Here is a 17,907-nt window from a genome sequence, read left to right as displayed (position 1 = left end):
TCTGGTGACTGACCCACCGCTTTCGCGAGCAGGCTCGCTCCCACAGGGGTAACGCGTAGTTGCGCAAACTGAGGGAGTTCTGGAGCTTACATGCACAACAAAGCTGCACGCCTACACAAAAGCCGTTCCCCGGCAGCGGATCCGTTGTTCGGTAATCGACTGCCCCCAGGCCAAGTGCTGACGGAGCGATTTCCCATCCTGCACGAAGGCGAAATACCCGAATACGACCTCGCCCATTGGTCGTTGCGCCTGTTCGGCACGCTCGCCCGACCGATCGAATTGCGTTACGCCGATCTGCAGGCACTGCCACAACGGCAACTGCGCTGCGACATCCATTGTGTGACACGCTGGTCGAAGTTCGACACCGAGTGGAGCGGGATACATCTGCAGGATCTGTTGCAGGCTTTCAATCTCCAGCCGACCTCAACCTTCGTCATGGCGCATGCCGACCACGATTACCAGACCAACTTGCGACTCGATGATCTGTTACACCCCGACAGTTTGTTGGCCACCCACTACGCCGGCCAGCCGCTGAGCGCGCAACATGGCTGGCCGTTGCGGCTGGTGGTGGCCGGGCGGTATTTCTGGAAGAGCGCGAAGTGGTTGCGCGGGCTTGAATTCGTCGAACAGGAACAAGCGGGTTTCTGGGAGCGCAATGGCTTTCATCTGCACGCCGATCCGTTTGCCGAACAGCGCTTCAGTGGTGATGAACTGGATATTGCCGAGGATGCATGGGTGGAAAAAGAGTTCGACTAAGTAGCGTCTGATGCAAATAAAAACTGTAGGAGTGAGCCTGCTCGCGATAGCGGTGTATCAGTAAGAAAGTTGTCAGCTGACACACCGCTATCGCGAGCAGGCTCACTCCTGCAGGGGACTGCATTTCAGTGTGAAAAATTGGTGTTAGTTGGTTGAGGTGTTGGCTCAGCAACACTTCTGCTGAACTAAGAACAATCCTTTAGAGCGATCTAACCTAAGCGTTATTGGTTCTTTTGCGAGTTGCGGCAGCTCGTCTAGCATCAGGCTCCAAGGGGAAACGTCTCAGCTGGGGAAACTGCAACTCATCGTAAAAAAACCTTCACTGCCTTCCAGAAATCCAAAACTACAGCAGACATTGCCGCGCATTGCTTGCCGAACTTTATTGTCGGCAACGGCCGGGTGTTAACTGCGATTCAAGGAGCTGTCATATGTATTACCGTTCCCGTTCATTACTGGTGGCCGCTGTCGTGTCCGCCATTTGGCAACTTCCGGCCAACGCCGAAGAAACTTCGGCAAGTGCTGACAGCGAATCGCGACTCGGCACCGTGTTGGTCACCGGCACCCGTGGCACTTCACGCACCGTGCTCGATTCGCCGGTGCCGGTCGATGTACTCACCGCTGAAGACCTGAAAACCGCCGGCGCCGCTGATGGCGAACTGGGCGCGGCGTTGCAGACGTTATTGCCATCCTTCAGTCTGCCGCGCCAATCCAACTCCGGCGGTGCCGACCATGTGCGTGCTGCGCAATTGCGCGGCATGAGCCCGGATCAGGTGTTGGTATTGGTCAATGGCAAGCGCCGCCACACCTCGGCGGTGGTCAACGACTCGTCGAAAATCGGTCGTGGCACCGCGCCGGTGGATTTCAACTCGATTCCCATCAGTGCCATCAAACGTATCGAAGTGCTGCGCGACGGCGCAGGTGCGCAATACGGCTCCGACGCCATCGCCGGGGTGATCAACATCATCCTCGACGACGCGCCCGAGGGCGGCGAGGTCTCGACCAGTTATGGCGCCTATCACACGCACCAGGACGCCATCGGCAAGACCACCACCGACGGCCAGAACAGCGTGACCACCGCGAAGATCGGCACACGGCTTGGCGAGGAGGGCGGCTTCATTCGCGGCGGCACCGAGTACAAGGATCGCAACCCGACCAACCGCGCCGGTTTTGATGGCTTTGCCGATACCCCGAACCAGCGCAACTACGTGATGGGCGACGGCCTCGCCCGCGACGTCAACCTGTGGTTCAACAGTGAGCTGCCGTTGGCGGGCGGCAAGGCCTACAGCTTCGGTACCTACAACCAGCGTCACACCACCGGCGCCGAGTTCTATCGCTATCCGTACGAGCAACCGCAGTTCTACCCCAACGGCTACTTGCCGCAATCGCTCGGCGACAACAAGGATGTTTCCGCCACGGCGGGCTTCAAAGGCATGATCGGCGACGACTGGGACTTCGACAGCAGCGTCACCCATGGCCGCAACCGCTTCGATGGATCGACCCGGCGCACCCTCAATGTCAGCCTCGGTGAAGACTCGCCGACGAAATTCGATACTGGCGACTACGAACTGCGCCAGACCAGCAGCAACCTCGATTTCAGCCGTGAATTGCGCCTCGGTGGACGCTCGTTCGTGCTGGCAGTCGGCGGTGAGTATCGCTACGAAAATTACCTGACCTACGCCGGCGACGAGGCTTCCTACATCGGCTCTGGTGCCGATGGCGCCAATGGCTTGCGGCCGAGTGAAGAATCGGATCTGGACCGCAATGTGTTCGGCACTTATGCCGAGTTGTCCGGCGACCTTACCGACCGCTTCTTCGTCGACGGCGCCACGCGCTGGGAACATTACGATGACGCTGGCAGCAAGCTCACCGGCAAACTCAGTGGCCGCTACAAACTGACCGATCAGTGGGCATTGCGCGGTGCGGTCTCGAACAACTTCCGCGCACCATCGCTGGCGCAAAGCGGCTTCCAGAACACCACCAGCAACTTCGGCGATGGCGGTACGCTCACCGATATTCGCGTGCTCTCGGTCAACGATCCGATCGCCCGTGCACTGGGCGCGGAAAAGCTCGATCCGGAAACCTCGAAAAACTTCAGCCTCGGCCTGACCTTTCAGCTGAACGAACGCTTCGACGCCTCGCTGGACGTGTTCCGCATCGACGTCAAAGACCGCATTACCCTGTCACAACGCATTGGCAGCGATGCCCTGGAAAGCTACATCAATGACAACTTCGGCGTAGCGGGAGTGCACGACGTCAACTTCTTCACCAACGCCGCTGACACCAGCACCCACGGCGCCGAACTGGTGCTCAACTACCATCAGCCGTTCTATGACGGGCAATTGGGCCTGACCACCGCGTATACCTATAACCACACCAAAGTCACCAGCACCAAAGGCACGCCATCGCAACTGACGGCGTTGGGCATCGGCAATGACGCACTGGTTGGCGTCGAAGAAACCAACACCCTGACCGACGCCGCGCCGAAGGACCGCTTGATCTTTTCCGCTAACTGGGCCAGCGAGCATTGGGGTTTGCTCGGGCGCCTGACGCGTCAGGGCGAGACCACCCGCGTGTTCGATTTCGGCGATTCGCAACCAGAGCAAACCTACGGTGCGGTGTGGCAACTGGACGCCGAGGTTGCCTATAAATTCACCCCGAAATTCAACATCGCCGTGGGTGGCAACAACCTTACCGACAACTACCCGGAACGCTCCGGCTCGGCGATCAACTACGGCGGCAACCTGCCGTATGACGTGCTCTCGCCGATCGGCACCAACGGCGCCTACTACTACGCCCGCGCCACTTATGGCTTCTGACGCCGGGCCGGGACGGCATCTGCCGGTGTTTCAGGCGTTATTGATCACGCTGGGCATGGTGATCACTACCGACATCCTGAAAACCGCGCCGACCGTGGCACTTAACGTCGCGCCAGAACATTTCTACCTGGTGTGGGGGCTCGGCGGTGTGGCGTCGATGATCGGCGCGCTGTGTTTTGCCGAGATGGCCACGGCATTTCCGCACCCGGGCGGCGACTATCATTTTTTGCGCACGGCTTACGGTGAACGCATGGGATTGCTGTTCGCCTGGTCGCGGTTTTCGGTGATGCACACCGGATGGATCGCGTTGTCGGCATTCATGTTTGCCGATTACTTCAACGCGGTAGTTCCGCTGGGGCAGTACGGCTCGGGGTTGTTTGCCGGGGCGATCATTGCCGCCCTGGTGCTGCTCAATCTCTCGGGCAAGCACATTGGTTTCATCACTCAGACGTTGTTGGTGGGCTTGCTCGCGTTGGGTTTTCTGAGCATTGCCAGCGCCGGTGTCTGGCTGCAGTGGCAGGGCATCGAACCACCGGTAGCGGACGTTTCGGTCACGCCGCAGCACACCGGTATGGCCGGATTTTCGGCGGCGATGATTTTCGTGTTCTTGGCCTTCGGTGGCTGGAGCGATGCGGCAACATTATCGGCAGAAGTGCGCGACGGTCGACGGGGCATCTTCATCGCCATGATCGGAGCGCTGGCGGTGCTGATGAGCATCTATCTGGCGCTCAATTGGGCGTTCGTCGCAGGTCTGGGATTCGCCGGACTGGCGGCGAGCAACGCGCCGGCGGTTGAGCTGCTGAACCGCGCGTTCGGCGCACCCGGGGTCATGCTGATTCTATTGATGGTCGGTATCGCCGCCATCGCCAGCATTAACTCGACCCTGCTGGTCGGCGCCCGGACTACCTACGCTGCCGCCCGTGATGTGCCGCAACTGCGCAGTTTCGGTGACTGGGACGACCGTCACGGCGTGCCGCGCAAAGCCTTGCTCGCGGAAGGCGCGGTGGCGTTGCTGTTGGTGTTGTTCGGCAGTTTTACCCAGAGTGGTTTCAACACTATGGTTGAGTATTTGACTCCGGTGTACTGGCTGTTTCTGAGCTTGAGCAGCGTCGCGTTGATCATTCTGCGGCGGCGCTTTCCCGACGTGCCGAGGCCGGTGCGGGTGCCGTTGTATCCGCTGTTGCCGCTGCTGTTTTTCGGGTTGTGCCTGTACATGCTGTATTCCAGCGTGACAGTGGTCGGCTATGGCGCGTTTCTGGGGATTGCTGTGTTACTGGTGGGGGCGCTGATTCTGGCGGGGTTGAGCCGCGTGGCGTCGACGCCTCGGCAAGCTCTTGGACAGATATCTGACTAGAACGACACCTCGGCCGGTTGCGACAAACGCAGCACTGACAGGTCGCCGGTGATGCGTTTGTATGCCAGGCGAATCGCTTCGATGTCACGGGAACGCTGCAGGCTGTTCTCATGCATGATCACAATGACCTTGGTGTTCAAGCGCTCAGGCTCTTTTGCGCCTTTATCGCGCCATTGACCATACGCGTCGAGCACACTGAAGCCATCGGGGAAGCGCGGTGTGACTTCCTTGTCGAGAAATTCGCGCCAGCGCGCCGGGCTGACGAGACCTTCCTTGCCATCGATCGAACCCACCGAAAAGTACAGCTCGGTGCGCAGCCATTGCGCCTGCGCCGGCCGCGCGGCATCGCCTTGCAGCGTCGAACTGGCGGGATCATGGGTGTGAACGGAAGCGGGAGGAGGGCTGGCACAACCGGCGACTGCGAGGAACAGTGCCGCCAGTAAAAGACGTTGAGGCATGGAACATCCTTATTGAACGGTGGGTGAACCGCTGAAGTATAAGGCTGCCGTTCGACCGTCAATAAAGACCTGAAAAGCAGGCAGTCAGGCGTTTCGGGAATAACCCGAAACGCCTGCGGCACTCACTCGACCACTTCGATCTTGAATTCGCCATAGCTGCGATTCTGGGTGAGGTCGATCGGCACGAACATCCCGTACGCCTGCAAATAGGCATACATCGCAGTGCTTTCACCGTAGCGGTAGTGCCTGCCTGTACAAGTGATGACTTTGGCGCTGCCCGTCAACGATGGAAAGAACGCACTGGCAGGCTTTTGTGCTTCCACGGCGCAGTCAAACCTTGTGTCCTCCGGTTCTGGGGCTTTCTGGAAGCGGGGGCTGGATCTTTGTTCGGTGTAGCTCAGAAGCGCACCGACAGGCATGTTCGTCCAGTCACCGGTGAATCGCAGATCGGTGATCGCGTTTTTTTTCACGGTGATCCCGTAACGGTCAGTACGGTAATCGACGTCGGCCAGGTCGATCAGACCTCGGAAAGTGATGTTGACCGATTGATGGTTTTTATCGTTGTAGCGTTCTGTAAGCTGCTTGCCCGGCTCGTATCCAAGGTAGCGGCTGTCCCTGCCCAAACGTCCCAGCGCCAGCCGCTCGGGGTTGTTCGAGAGCAGGTACGACATGCCCGCCTCCTGAAACTGCCTGCGCCGATCAGCCTCGTTTGGGTCTTTGAAGATCACGCGCAAGCGTTGAATGTTGTTTTCCGGGACCGGCAATTTCAACGCTTCAATGGATTTCGTCACAGAGGCAGGCAGGACTGGATCAGCCAATATGAATGGCGTTTGCTCTCGGCCGGAGAAAGGTTTCAGTGCCGCCAACACCTGCGGTGTGGCACATGCGGTTGCCAGCAGTTGACGGTTGTCGGCGTCCAGAGTTTTCTCGGCGACGGCGTCAACGCTGATCGCGCCGGCTATCACGCGGCTTTGCTTATCAACGTAGAAGGTACTGAGCGAGGTCAATTGTTGTTTAGCGCAATCAGCGCTCCAGCGCATACGCTTCTGCGCATACAGGCCATTTTCGCGGGGCAGAAGCGTTTCGCCTGCGGGTACCCGGGCGGACCAGAAGAATATCTGGCCGTCTTTTTGATTCAGGCTGGCACGATCAATCAGCTGCCATTCCTGTAACTCCGGCGCCGAAATGACCCGCCATTGCGCCGCCGGTGTCTGAGCACAAACCTGTTTGAATTGAGGACTCTGCAGAAACAGTTTTTTCTGTTCGGCAGGCATTTGCTTGTCTTCGTTTGCACCACTGTTTCGAACAGCCACAAACTGAAGCATGCCCTTGTTGGTCAAATGCGCCATTTGCGCATCGGGCAGATGACAGTCGGCGTTGAAGTTCGCCAGTTGAAGTATTCGCCGCCCCTCAGTCGCCATCACGTAATAGCTGACGTGATCGCCATCGCGCACGATGGTATTCGGGTCGGGTTGAGCGAGCATCGCCTCATCAAACGCGATCCGCCCCAGCGCTTCGAGATCGGCACTCGTCTGTTTGGGGGGCGGGGGGCTCTGGCATCCGTAGAGGGCGAGGGCAAGCAAAGACAAACAACTGAAACGGCGGATCAAGGCATCCATGCGGAGGGCACACTGTCGGATTAAAAGTGATGGCACATTAACATTTCGGCAGTGACGACGAAGACTTTACCCCGCCATCGCCAACAGGCTCTCCAATACACCGCATAGCCTGCAGGAGCTGTCGAGTGCAACGAGGCTGCGATCTTTTGATCCTGTTTTTTAAGATCAAGATCAAAAGATCGCAGTGTACCGCTGCTCCTGCGGGGGGTGTCAGGGACTGCTGGGTGGGGGAGTGGCGAGGGCGATTCCCGCTGCGCCAAGGCGCTTGAGAATCTCGAACAGCAAGTCACTCTTGGTCACCCCGACGATCCTCGGGCTGCCGACATAGCCGGTCACCGTCAGAGTAATACCGTCCGGCGACAACTTGCTGAAACGCACGAACGACGCGGGTTTATCGAGGATGGTTTCGTTCTCGCGATAGGTGTTGAGCAGCAGGTCCTTGACCTCTTCGGGGTCGATGTCCAGCGGGAACATCAACTCCAGCGACGCCACACCCTGAGCGCTGCCACCCAGCGTAACGTTGCGCAGGTTCTGCGAGATCAGTTGCGAGTTCGGCACGATCACGATCGAGCGGTCGCTGAGCTGGATTTCCGTGGCACGCACGTTGATCCGGCGGATGTCGCCCTCGACGCCGCTGATGCTGATCAGATCGCCGACCTTCACCGGGCGCTCGGTCAGCAGAATCAGGCCGGAAACGAAGTTCTTCACGATCTCCTGCAAACCGAAACCGATGCCCACCGACAGCGCACTGACGATCCACGCCAGGTTGGTCCATTGCACGCCCAGCGAAGACAGGGTCATGAGGATCACAAAGGCATAACCGATATTGGAAAACAGCGTGCTGAGCGACGCACACATGCCCGGGTCCATGTCGGTCTTGGGCAGGAACTCGTTGTCGAGCCAGCGGCGCAGGGCGCGGATCAGCCAGATGCCGATCATCAGCGCCAACACTGCGTTGAGCAGATGCGCCGGGACGATATTGAACTTGCGCAAGCCGGCGCCGCCGAGGATCGCCATGATATTGGTCGCCAACTGCCCGAGCGTGGTGCCGATGCCGCCGACAAACAGCGCGATCACCGCTAGCAGCAACAGCGCTGCGCGGCTGAACCCGGACAACAGAATCGAGATCTGCTCGAGCCGTCGATCACTGGTTCCCAGCAACTGTTTGAGCGCCTTGCCACTGGCGTGTTTGGGCGAAAATACGTGCTCGCAGCTGTCCTTGATGACCTGGATCAGCAAGTAGAAACCCGACAGCACGATGTAGGCCCAGACCACTTCATAGGTGATGAACCGGCTCAGCGAGATATAGCCAGTGAGCAGGGCAATCGCCGAGACCAACATCGAAATACTGGCGATGGTGTACACCACGCCGGAAAACGTACTGCCGGTGGCCGAGGCATCGTTCGCGGCGACCAATGCCTTGCGCACCTTGCCCACGCGCAACAGCAACGACACGACAATCACCATGACCACAATCGAGATGACGCCGCGCCCGGCCACGACAATCTGACTGCTCATGCCGGTAGAGTTGCTCACCTGCACCAGCGTCACCAGCACCAGCAGCGTGCCCGACAGAATGCGCGGATACGGCTTCATCGCCAGCGCCACGGGGTCGGCAATCGCCGGCAACCGCCATGACGGATGCTGGGTGGACAACAACGCGCGGCTCAGGCCGGTGATCAGCACACAGGCATAAACGGCTTTTTCGAACTCCTCGGAAAATGTCTCCAGCACCGGCGTCAACGGCTCGTGACGCGTGCAGGCATAGAACAGCAATTGCAGGGCGAGGCCGGTGGTAACAATCGTCGCCAGCGCCGAAGCGAACGCCAGCGCACTACGACGCAAACGCCCCTCCGGCATGCGATGAATGCATACCCACGTCAGCCCGCGCTCGGCCAGCCGGCGCCCGAACGTCCAGATAACCAGCGCCAGCAACACCAGGAAACTGGTATAGAAACGCTGCCCCGGCGCCCAGACCGTGGCCCAGGTTTCGCTGACCTGGGCGACGAAAAAACGCCAACGCTGACGATCATCTTGCGTTGGATTGACCAGCGGCGACCAGAAGTCCGGGCTCAACACACTGTGGGTGCCCAGCGTCAGCTCGCTCTCGAGCAACGTGCGACGGATACCGGCGATCTGCGTAATCAGCTCCGCCGCGCTTTGCTTGAGCGCCGCCAGACTCTTCAGCGACGCATCGATTTTGTTCTTCTGTTCCGCCAACGACGCCCGGTGCGCAACGATATCCGCCTGTTCGGCGGCCACCTCGGTCGCTGGCGCCGCGCCCAACACACTCAACTGCACGGCCAACTGCGCCTGCTGCGGCAGCAACGCCGCCGACAATTTATCGACATCGAGAATGAACGCCTGCACCCGATCCTGCGGGCCTTCGAGCTGGTTGTAATTGTTTGCCGAGGAAATTTGTTGCTTGAGACCGTCGAGGCGCTGCTGCAAGGCTTGCAGGTCGTTTTGTGAAATCACCGGCAGCGGGGCGACAGCGGCCACCGAAGGCGCAGGCAATTCGGCTGCCCACAGCACCGGACTGCTGCAGATGAGCAAGACGAATAGCACTGAAAACAACGACTTCAAGCTGTTGCGCATGGGACTGGCCGACTCTCGATGGACACACAGTCTATGAGGTTAGGTGATCAGGCCGGATGGGGCGGAAAAGTTTCAGGACCGGTGTTGTCTGGATCAGTAAAACCCGGCCCTTCAACATGATAGACAGTCGGTTCTTCGGAAAAATGCTCCTCCAGTCCGAGCATGAACAACCGATGGTCTTCGCTCGCTTCAAAACCCGGGGTGTGATCCTCAAGTGATCGCCAGCGCACGATCAGGTTGAAGACTTCGGGCGTTTCGATCCCCTGTGCGAACACGTGGCCGAGGTAACCCTTGGCGCGAGTGAGCAACGGCGCCACTTCAGCAAACGCGTGTGTGAAACGTTCAATGCGTTCTTTATGAACGGGGAGTACAGCGATCTCGTAAATCATGGTGTACCTCAGGAAGGAATGCGCGGGTTGAAAGTCCGTGCTTACGCGATCAGGGATGGCTCGACAGCGATTGCGATTTTTCCTCGAATGCCGTTATTCGGACTTTCCAGCCGTGCGTGGGCGAGCCCCAGGTCGGCCAGCGCATAAACGGCACCCACATGGGGGCGTAGTTGGCCGCGCGCGACCAATGCGGCCAACTCATCAAGCTTGCCGCGATTTTGTCGGGTGAAAACGAAGTGATAGCTGGCGTTCCTGCCCCAGGCCTGTACGAGGTTCTGCGGTTGGGCAATGTCGACAATCGTCACCACGCGGCCAAGTTGCGCGAGCGCGTCGGGGCTGCGCGACAAGGTGTTGCCACCGATGGTATCGAACACGACATCGACTCCCTGGCCAGCGGTTTCGCGCATGATGACGTCGACGTAATCCTCTTTCTCGTAGTCGATGACCACGTCGGCGCCCATGCTTCTTGCAAACTCAGCGTTGGCTTCGCGCACGGTCGTGAACACTTTCGCGCCCATCGCTTTCGCCAACTGGATTGCCACGTGGCCAACGCCACCCGCGCCGCCGTGCACGAGGATGGTTTCTCCCACCTGCAGCGCCGCACGCCCGACCAGCGCTTCCCACGCTGTGCCGCCCACCAGCGTCAGGCTCGCCGCTTCGAGATGGCTTAGCGATGGCGGCTTCCTGCCAATAATGCTTTCAGCCGCAACGTGGTACTCGGCATAACTTCCCGGCCCGTCAAATATTTGCGGCGTGTACCAGACCTCATCGCCCGCAGCGAACGCCATCACACCCGGCCCGACCGCTTCGACAACCCCGGATACGTCATGGCCGGTAATGGCCGGTAGTGGCACCAGATCGGGGTAGTCGCCACGGCGGACCTGGTAATCCAACGGGTTGATAGAGGTTGCATGCACCCGCACCAGCACCTGTCCGGCCTGCGGTACGGGCTTGGGAACGTCGCAAAGTTCGAACGATTCCGGACCGCCAAATGATTTAAGCACCATCGCTTTCATTGTAGTTCCTCATATCTATAAAAAGGGATATCGAGATATCTCGATATGTTGTGGTAAAAAATTACAGCTCTTTTCCTACGATCTCGGCCAAGGCACTGATGGTTGCTTCATTGCGCTTGTAGTAGGTCCACTGACCGATACGCCGGACTTCCACCAGGCCCACTCGCTGCAGTGTCGCCAGATAACCAGACACCGTTGACTGCGACAGCCCGATACCTTCCTGAATACTGCTGACGCAGACACCCACCGTGAGAACGTCCCCTTCATCCTGTGGCGGGAAGTTCTTTGCGGGATCCTTCAGCCCCTTCAGAATTTGAAGGCGCGTAGGGTTGGAGAGGGCTTTGAAGATTTCGAGTAGGTCCATGTCGCTGAGGATATCGAGATTTACCGATATGTCAATACAAGTATCCATAGCGTAGATTGGAGCCGGTACCGCCACGATGTTGCTTGCGAGATCCAACGGCACCCAGCAGATAGCTCGTAGTAACTGCCGCCGAACGAACAGAAAATTCAGCTTTTGGGTGTCGTAGCAAACGAATCCTTCTACGCTCAAACGATCCAGCGGAAGGACTTGCCAGAATGGATTACCTGATTCGCACCGCGACCCCGGCGGATGCTTCGGCGATCAGCCGGACCATCATCAATACCCTTCGCCAGTCCAACGCGCTGGACTACTCATCCGACATCATTGATCAGGTTGAGCAAAGTTTTTCACCACGGGCGGTTCTGGATTTGCTGGCCCGGCGTCAGGTACTCGTAACCACGGTCGACAATCACATCGTGGCAACGGCGAGCCTTGATCACGACGTGGTTCGCAGCGTGTTCGTCGACCCACGACATCAGGGGCAAGGTATAGGCAGACACCTGATGGAGCGGATTCAAACAGTTGCCTTGAGCGCAGGTATCGACTCGCTGCGTGTTCCCTCATCCATTACCGCCGAAGGCTTTTATGCAGCACTTGGCTTCAAGAAAGTCCGGGATGAATACCATCAGGCGGAGCGCACGATCATCATGGCGAAGGCGCTGGAACAGTAGAAAAGTCATCATGGAATTCAGGCAATCGTCCACAGGCCGCCGCGCCGAAAAACCTTCAGGGCAGAAGATGGATGAGTTGCGGTTCCAGAGCATCTGCGCCCATGTCGAGCAGGGCGAGGGTGACCGGAAGTTTGAAACGCCGACGCCCGGCGCTGCCTGGGTTTATGTAGAGCCGATCGCCGCGCCATTCGATCAAGGGCTTGTGGGAATGGCCGGTGATGATCAGTTTGATGGAGCTGTCGAGGAGGGCGGCGACGTCGGCAATGTCGTGGGTCAGCAGGGCTGGCCAGCCATTGAGGTCGAGGGTGAGGTGGTCCGGGAGGTCGGCGGCCCAAGGGAGATTTAGATCGTTGTTGCCCCGCACCGCCTTTACCGGCGCGACTTCGGCCAGTTGCGTGAGGATTTCGGCGGCACCGATGTCGCCGGCGTGGATGATCAGTTCGGCACCCTGAACGGCGTTCAGGGCTTCGGGGCGGAGGAGGCCGTGGGTGTCGGAGATGATGGCTATTTTCATGGGGCAGAGATTAGCAGGGTTGGTCTGCATGGCAGCGTTCAGCCAGTGAACATGGACCTTGATAAGAGATACCGCCGGTATACTGCTCGATCAAACTGACGCGCACGTTGCCGAGGCTATCCGCGACCGGGTTAAACAGCCTGAGATGCCGCTCCCCCGATGATCTTCCAAGGAACTTGCAATGCCTGCAGGCAAACGTGAACTGGCGCGCATGGAGCGCCGGCTGATCTCCACGCTGACGGACGCGTGCGAAACAGCAAAAACTGAAATCAAAGGCTTCACCTGGCTCACCCACACGGCTGACCTGAGCGCACTGGCTGAAACCCTGAACGTGATCTGGGTGTTCGAAACCCTCGCGGATAGAAAGCTCGCTCAGGTTGAGGCGAAAGTGCGCATCTTCGAGCTGACGGCTGTAGCGTTGAGTGAGGCCGGTATCGAGCTGAAGCTTACCGATCGCAATGTCCGCTTCGACTCGGAGCAAGAGTGTCAAAACATTCATGGCGGCGATTGGGGGAAGCGACTGAAGGGCGTATCCGCTCGTCAGAACTGATCAGTCTCACAACGAGGCACCGCAAAGGCTTCGCGGTGATGGCTATGCAGGTCAGGGGTGAGGCCCTTGCATAACGCTTCACAAAAGAATTTGAACCGCTCTCGGACACGCTCGCCTAATGATTAGCCTATGGGTATTCCCACAGGCGATGTGCCAATACCGGCATGCTCCGAGAGGTGGTCAACGTGGCTAAAGACGATAAGAAAAGCAAAGGTGAAGCTTCCAAAGCCAGCAAAGAGTTGAAAGACAAAAAGGCATCACCGACGAAGAAAGCTGCGGCGGCCTCGACGCTTTCGAAATCCTCTGACAAGGACAAGAAAGACAAGAAAAAAGACCCTGAACCGAAGAAGTCCGCCAAGAAAGCTGACAGCAAGCCCGAAAAAACCAAGAAATCAGACAAGGCAGAAAAGCCTGCGAAAAAGAAAAAGTAGTCTCTGCTGCCTGCCAGGGCTTCGCGCCCTGGCGACTTCAGACAATGGTTAGAGCGCGGATGTCATCCAAACGATTTATCAGCGGTTGCTGAGCCACTTCCAACCCGTGGCGAACGCTCTGAAGAACGCCCGCCCAGGCCGTTAGAAATCAATTCGGCATCAGCACCGTATCGATGACATGAATCACGCCGTTGGATTGCATGACGTTCGCGACGGTGATTGCAGCCTTGCCACCTTTTGCTTCCACCAACCACAGTTTGCCGTCGTGCAACATGACGGTCAGCGATTCGCCCTGAACGTTTTTCAGCATCACTTTGCCACTGTGCATTTTCGCGTCATCCATCAACTGCTTGGCGGTGTGGGTGCCGGCGACGACGTGGCAGGTCAGGATCTTCGTCAGGTCTGCCTTGTGGTCCGGTTTGACCAGCGTATCGACAGTCCCGGCGGGCAGCTTGGCGAAGGCCTAATTGTTGGGGGCGAAGACGGTAAAGGGGCCTTTGCTGTTGAGCGTATCAACCAGTCCGGCAGCCTTGACCGCGGCAACGAGCGTCGTGTGATCCTTGGCGTTGACGGCGTTTTCGACGATGGTTTTCGTCGGATACATGGCGGCGACACCAACCATGACGGTGTCGGCGGCGAAACCGAGTCCAGCGCCAAGGCTCAGCACTGTGAGCAGGTAAGGGCAATGCGTTTGATGAACGTGTGCATGATGCATCTCCTGAATTCTTCGACCCTTCGGGTGAGGGTGATGAATTTACGGAGCAGGGGGGAATGGATGCAGTGTGGGGGGATTTTGGTCGCGGTTTTTGATTGGCGCAGGGCGTTTGTGGATGGCTGCTATCGGCCAAAAGCGGTCCTTTGAAAGCGTCTACGGAAGAAGGACCGATTCAGTACTGTGAAAGAACGTCGGCATTCCTTCAGAGTGGTTGCCACTAATGCCAGCAAGCTACTCCACTCGACGGGCATGATTGAGCCTCTACGATGGGCTAGAGTGCACCCTTTAACCAAACAGTAGAGCCACATTACATGCATTTCGTCCGCCACGGAGAGTACCTTGCCGCTTCACGTATTACTGGGCCTCGGCATAATCTCCTGCAACTGCGCCTAGGAGTTGGTGAGCAGCATGAGCCGATCTGTGAGTGTCTCCCGCCGCAGGGGGCATGTAATCACGAACCATTAGTTGAGGCTGATATCGTTGCAAGCGTACTCGAAGGAACATCGGAGGCGAATCGACGCTTTGGCACCTCACATGTCGTTACCCACATCCGGTACGTCCGAAATGACACCAAGCCTGAAGTAGTCTATGGCCTCTTGGCTCTCAAAATCCTTGAGCAGTTGCATGTCGGCGGCACATTCGTTGAGGGCAGCAATACTATTTAGTCCTTACCTCAAGCAGACTTCTGGGCAGGTAGTTATGAGGACGAGTACAGCGCGGCCCTAAGGTGGAGTCGCAGTGAGTCGTCCCCAATTTCAGAGAGCCTCTAAGGCCTCAAGGATGTCTATCAAGATACTGTGAGAATGTCCGCTTGTGGCCGAAAGCAGGCATTCACAAGCGCCTTTCGGACGTAACGCCAAGTGTCCTTAAACACAACGCAAAAAACGTTAAACAATCACGACCTTCAGCGATGCGACCGCTCCGACGGTGACATGCAACTCAACAGCAGCCGCCGCCAGACTGCCCAAGCGGGCGACGCTCTCGAATACTTTGAAATTGTGCAGAGGGGGGAATGCCATTTCATCTCCGTAACGACAGCGCATCAAACTGCGGTGTTCTTTACTGGAACGCATTACGCAGCTTGGTGATCACTTCTTCGACCGACAGCCCCGGCGCCTCTGGAGGTGTCGGGTTTTCTCCAAACTCCCTCCAGATAAACAGTGTCAGCTCGGCACCGTCAGTCGCCGCGAGAGCGTTTTCAGCGTAGGCAAAGTTTGCCAGTTGTCGATAGCGCTCATCCTTCCAGAACAAGTCTTCGACCCAGTGATGAACAGGAATGAAATGGAAGTGAATGGGCCAGTCCGGTTGATGACCAAAGCGGCCAATGTAGAGATGCGCAGGAGTTAATATCCGCTCCATGATCTGCTGGGTCCTGGCGAGCAGGCCACCCATTTCCGCCAGGGCTTCAGCCGATAAGTCAGCCAATGAAGAGGTTTTGAGTTTGGAGCCCAGCATCAGATAGCCGGGTAGGGCACTTGCCAGGTGGTGGTTGATAAGCCAGTGGTCGGTTTCATGAACAATGAACTGCGGGGCAATATCCATATGCCGTTTGTCCTGATGAAGTGGATGCGGCAGAGTAACAAAGCTTGTTTGGCAAAGCTGCGAATGACAGCGTGTGGCGTCAGCCATTGAACACTGCACAGCCATGGATAAGTGAGGGAACCGGATGAACCACGAAGCGCAACTCAAGGCTTTGCTGGTTCAAGATCGAGTACGAATGCAGGTTCTGCGGACTGTTCGTGGCCTTGAATTGCCGGACTGCTGGGTCGCGGCAGGTTTTGTGCGCAGTCTGGTCTGGGATCACCTGCATCAGCGCAACGCCGATACCCCCTATCATTCGGCCACCGATGCGATGACCTGTTGGCCGGAAACCGCCACGGCGGTGGGCGTCAGGTTGGGGGGTGACGACGAAATAGAAGTGGCGGCGCCGCTGGGACTGGACGATCTGTTCTCGTTGGTGGTGCGGCCAACCGAGCGATTCCGCACTGAAAAATACGCGCTGTTCCTGGACCGGGTTCAATCCAAGAGATGGCAGGAAATCTGGCCGGAGTTGATCGTCGTCACGGCGTGATGAGGGACATACGCCAATTTGCGTAAGCGGATTCAAGGTTCGCCAATCCTGATTTGATCATTGTCAATGAGCGTTGTGTTGCTAGAGGAAGCCGCCTTGACCTGCTCACTGATCAGGTCAGCCATCTTCCGCACCGGTTCAGTCATGCTGCGGCGAGAGCGATGGACCAGGCCGATATCCCGGTGAAAAGTGTGCGCCCCGAGGTCGAGTGCCCGCACGCCTGCCGGCCATTGCGGTTCGGGCGTTGTTTGCGGCACCAGCGCAACGCCGACAGCGTTTTCCACCAGTTTGACAATCGCCTCCAGCTCATCCAGTTCGCACACCTCATGCAAGGTGAAATGCATTTGCCGCAGAAAGCGGTCGACCTGCCTGCCGCCGAAGGATGATCGGTCATAGCGAATGAAGGGTTGGCTGGAGAGCAGTTCAGACCAGTCTTCTCCCGGCACGTCGCGCGGCACGATCAAGCGGTAGGGCTCCAGCGTCAGAGTCGTCCAGCGCAGATCGCTCTGCAGCGAGAAAGGCGGGCGAATGATGACGGCCATGTCGATCTCGCCAGCGTCGACGAGGTTCACCATCTCCATCGACAGCCCCGGGACCACACGCGTGCGGCACTGCGGACAATGTTGGTGAAACTTCGCCAGCGCATCCGGCAAATAGGAACGCTGCACCGACGCGATCGCGCCGATGTTGACCAGCACACTGGGCGGTTGTCCCATCGTCGTCGAGCCCAGATTTTCGTAAAGCCTGAGCAACTCCTGCGCTTGCAGAAGAATCTGGTGGCCCATTTTGTTGAGGTGCGCCGAGCGGCCTTTTCTGTCGAATATCTCGAAGCCGAGTTCAGCCTCCAGCCGCTGGATTTGTGCGCTGACGGCGGCCTGCGTGAGACCGATCTTGTTGCCGGCCGCAGCGAATGTGCCTTCGCGCGCCACAGCGATGAGTGTCTTGAGTTCTTTGATCATTCACAAATATTAATTGTGTTTCTAAGAAATATATATTGATTTTTCTGTTTGGTTTTCCGTCCTAGGATGTTTCCCATCCCCGGCAACGGCTGAACCGAGAGCGCCAATGACGGTGGGAATTCGCCAACCAACAAAAATATCCGGAGTTCTGATGAGCCTTTCACCTTTCCACCTGGCAATCCCTGTTTACGACCTGGCTTCAGCGCGGACCTTTTACGGTGAGGTATTTGGTCTTGAAGAAGGGCGCTCCAGCACACAGTGGGTCGACTTCGATTTTTATGGTCACCAACTGGTCATTCACGAACACCCGAAAACCGCCTCGCAAGAGAGCGTTCACAGCAACCCTGTCGATGGTCACGATGTGCCGGTGCCACACTTCGGCATCATCCTGGGTTGGGCGCAATGGGAAGCGTTGGCCGAGCGTCTGAAGTCGTTTGGGACCGAGTTTGTGATCGAGCCGTACGTTCGTTTCAAAGGTCAGGTGGGCGAGCAAGCCACCATGTTTCTGTTCGACCCGTGCGGCAACGCCCTCGAGTTCAAGGCTTTCAAGGATATGAGCCAACTGTTCGCCAAGTAACAACAGGCATGGCACAACCGCGTTGTGCCATTTGATCTCTAGTGAGCTG

The 17,907-nt window shown here is 57.8% G+C and carries 18 protein-coding genes and 1 pseudogene; 8 read left to right on the top strand and 11 right to left on the bottom strand.

Features of this window, described 5'->3' with window-relative positions; translation table 11 throughout:
* Window positions 1-90 precede the first annotated feature (90 nt).
* The 3 genes from ACIPIZ_RS03465 (at window position 91) to ACIPIZ_RS03455 (ending at window position 4,926) form a co-directional block, all read left to right on the top strand.
* Window positions 91-756 (top strand): sulfite oxidase-like oxidoreductase, encoded by a 666-nt coding sequence (locus tag ACIPIZ_RS03465; protein ID WP_401163979.1) that lies wholly within the window; start codon window positions 91-93, stop codon window positions 754-756.
* Window positions 757-1,184: 428 nt separating this feature from the next.
* Window positions 1,185-3,572, top strand: a complete 2,388-nt coding sequence (locus ACIPIZ_RS03460; RefSeq protein ID WP_401163976.1) for a TonB-dependent receptor plug domain-containing protein — start codon at window positions 1,185-1,187, stop codon at window positions 3,570-3,572.
* Entirely contained in the window at window positions 3,562-4,926 is a 1,365-nt protein-coding gene (locus ACIPIZ_RS03455; RefSeq protein WP_401163973.1) for an APC family permease, read from the top strand. Before ACIPIZ_RS03460 ends, ACIPIZ_RS03455 begins: the two co-directional genes overlap by 11 nt.
* Here ACIPIZ_RS03455 and ACIPIZ_RS03450 read toward each other — a convergent pair.
* The 6 genes from ACIPIZ_RS03450 to ACIPIZ_RS03425 form a co-directional block, all read right to left on the bottom strand.
* A complete protein-coding gene (locus ACIPIZ_RS03450; RefSeq protein WP_401163970.1) occupies window positions 4,923-5,384 on the bottom strand; it encodes a DUF3574 domain-containing protein in 462 nt (153 codons plus the stop codon). The genes ACIPIZ_RS03455 and ACIPIZ_RS03450 overlap by 4 nt on opposite strands.
* Window positions 5,385-5,506: 122 nt before the next feature.
* Window positions 5,507-7,003, bottom strand: a complete 1,497-nt coding sequence (locus ACIPIZ_RS03445) for a hypothetical protein (RefSeq protein ID WP_401163967.1) — start codon at window positions 7,001-7,003, stop codon at window positions 5,507-5,509.
* Window positions 7,004-7,213: 210 nt separating this feature from the next.
* A complete protein-coding gene (locus tag ACIPIZ_RS03440; RefSeq protein ID WP_105707673.1) occupies window positions 7,214-9,601 on the bottom strand; it encodes a DUF3772 domain-containing protein in 2,388 nt (795 codons plus the stop codon).
* 47 nt (window positions 9,602-9,648) lie between these two features.
* Entirely contained in the window at window positions 9,649-9,990 is a 342-nt protein-coding gene (locus tag ACIPIZ_RS03435; protein ID WP_064390394.1) for an antibiotic biosynthesis monooxygenase, read from the bottom strand.
* A gap of 41 nt (window positions 9,991-10,031) precedes the next feature.
* On the bottom strand, window positions 10,032-11,006 hold the full coding sequence (locus tag ACIPIZ_RS03430; protein WP_064390393.1) for a zinc-dependent alcohol dehydrogenase family protein: 975 nt from the start codon (window positions 11,004-11,006) through the stop codon (window positions 10,032-10,034).
* Between the two features lie 61 nt (window positions 11,007-11,067).
* Entirely contained in the window at window positions 11,068-11,370 is a 303-nt protein-coding gene (locus ACIPIZ_RS03425; RefSeq protein WP_064390718.1) for a helix-turn-helix transcriptional regulator, read from the bottom strand.
* 215 nt (window positions 11,371-11,585) lie between these two features.
* On the opposite strand from ACIPIZ_RS03425, the gene ACIPIZ_RS03420 reads away from it, so the two are divergent.
* Window positions 11,586-12,041, top strand: coding sequence for a GNAT family N-acetyltransferase (locus ACIPIZ_RS03420; protein ID WP_064390392.1), 456 nt, complete (start codon window positions 11,586-11,588; stop codon window positions 12,039-12,041).
* A 55-nt stretch (window positions 12,042-12,096) separates the two neighbouring features.
* Here ACIPIZ_RS03420 and ACIPIZ_RS03415 read toward each other — a convergent pair whose 3' ends face one another.
* Window positions 12,097-12,555 carry a metallophosphoesterase family protein gene (locus tag ACIPIZ_RS03415; RefSeq protein ID WP_064390391.1) on the bottom strand — a complete coding sequence of 153 codons (459 nt, stop codon included), beginning with the start codon at window positions 12,553-12,555 and terminating at the stop codon, window positions 12,097-12,099.
* Between the two features lie 181 nt (window positions 12,556-12,736).
* Between ACIPIZ_RS03415 and ACIPIZ_RS03410 the strand changes: the two genes are divergently transcribed.
* The gene (locus tag ACIPIZ_RS03410) at window positions 12,737-13,105 is read left to right on the top strand and encodes a hypothetical protein (RefSeq protein WP_064390390.1); all 369 of its coding nucleotides are present in this window, start codon (window positions 12,737-12,739) and stop codon (window positions 13,103-13,105) included.
* Between the two features lie 176 nt (window positions 13,106-13,281).
* Window positions 13,282-13,536, top strand: a complete 255-nt coding sequence (locus ACIPIZ_RS03405) for a hypothetical protein (protein WP_064390717.1) — start codon at window positions 13,282-13,284, stop codon at window positions 13,534-13,536.
* 148 nt (window positions 13,537-13,684) lie between these two features.
* Here the strand turns inward: ACIPIZ_RS03405 and ACIPIZ_RS03400 are convergent.
* The 3 genes and pseudogenes from ACIPIZ_RS03400 to ACIPIZ_RS03390 form a co-directional block, all read right to left on the bottom strand.
* Window positions 13,685-14,244, bottom strand: a pseudogene (locus tag ACIPIZ_RS03400) (fasciclin domain-containing protein).
* Between the two features lie 894 nt (window positions 14,245-15,138).
* Window positions 15,139-15,270: a hypothetical protein gene (locus ACIPIZ_RS03395; protein ID WP_401163963.1), complete on the bottom strand. Its 132-nt coding sequence runs from the start codon at window positions 15,268-15,270 to the stop codon at window positions 15,139-15,141.
* Between the two features lie 40 nt (window positions 15,271-15,310).
* The gene (locus ACIPIZ_RS03390; protein ID WP_122660567.1) at window positions 15,311-15,793 is read right to left on the bottom strand and encodes an HIT family protein; all 483 of its coding nucleotides are present in this window, start codon (window positions 15,791-15,793) and stop codon (window positions 15,311-15,313) included.
* Window positions 15,794-15,917: 124 nt separating this feature from the next.
* On the opposite strand from ACIPIZ_RS03390, the gene ACIPIZ_RS03385 reads away from it, so the two are divergent.
* On the top strand, window positions 15,918-16,322 hold the full coding sequence (locus ACIPIZ_RS03385; protein ID WP_401163960.1) for a nucleotidyltransferase family protein: 405 nt from the start codon (window positions 15,918-15,920) through the stop codon (window positions 16,320-16,322).
* 32 nt (window positions 16,323-16,354) lie between these two features.
* Here ACIPIZ_RS03385 and ACIPIZ_RS03380 read toward each other — a convergent pair whose 3' ends face one another.
* Entirely contained in the window at window positions 16,355-17,281 is a 927-nt protein-coding gene (locus tag ACIPIZ_RS03380; RefSeq protein ID WP_401163959.1) for a LysR substrate-binding domain-containing protein, read from the bottom strand.
* 151 nt (window positions 17,282-17,432) lie between these two features.
* Here ACIPIZ_RS03380 and ACIPIZ_RS03375 point away from each other — a divergent pair, with 151 nt between their 5' ends.
* Window positions 17,433-17,858, top strand: a complete 426-nt coding sequence (locus ACIPIZ_RS03375) for a VOC family protein (protein WP_008085681.1) — start codon at window positions 17,433-17,435, stop codon at window positions 17,856-17,858.
* Window positions 17,859-17,907: the final 49 nt, after the last annotated feature.

Source organism: Pseudomonas sp. NPDC087690 (genome assembly GCF_044743175.1).
Taxonomy (GTDB): Bacteria; Pseudomonadota; Gammaproteobacteria; order Pseudomonadales; family Pseudomonadaceae; genus Aquipseudomonas.
This window is presented reverse-complemented; position numbering and strand designations above follow the sequence as displayed.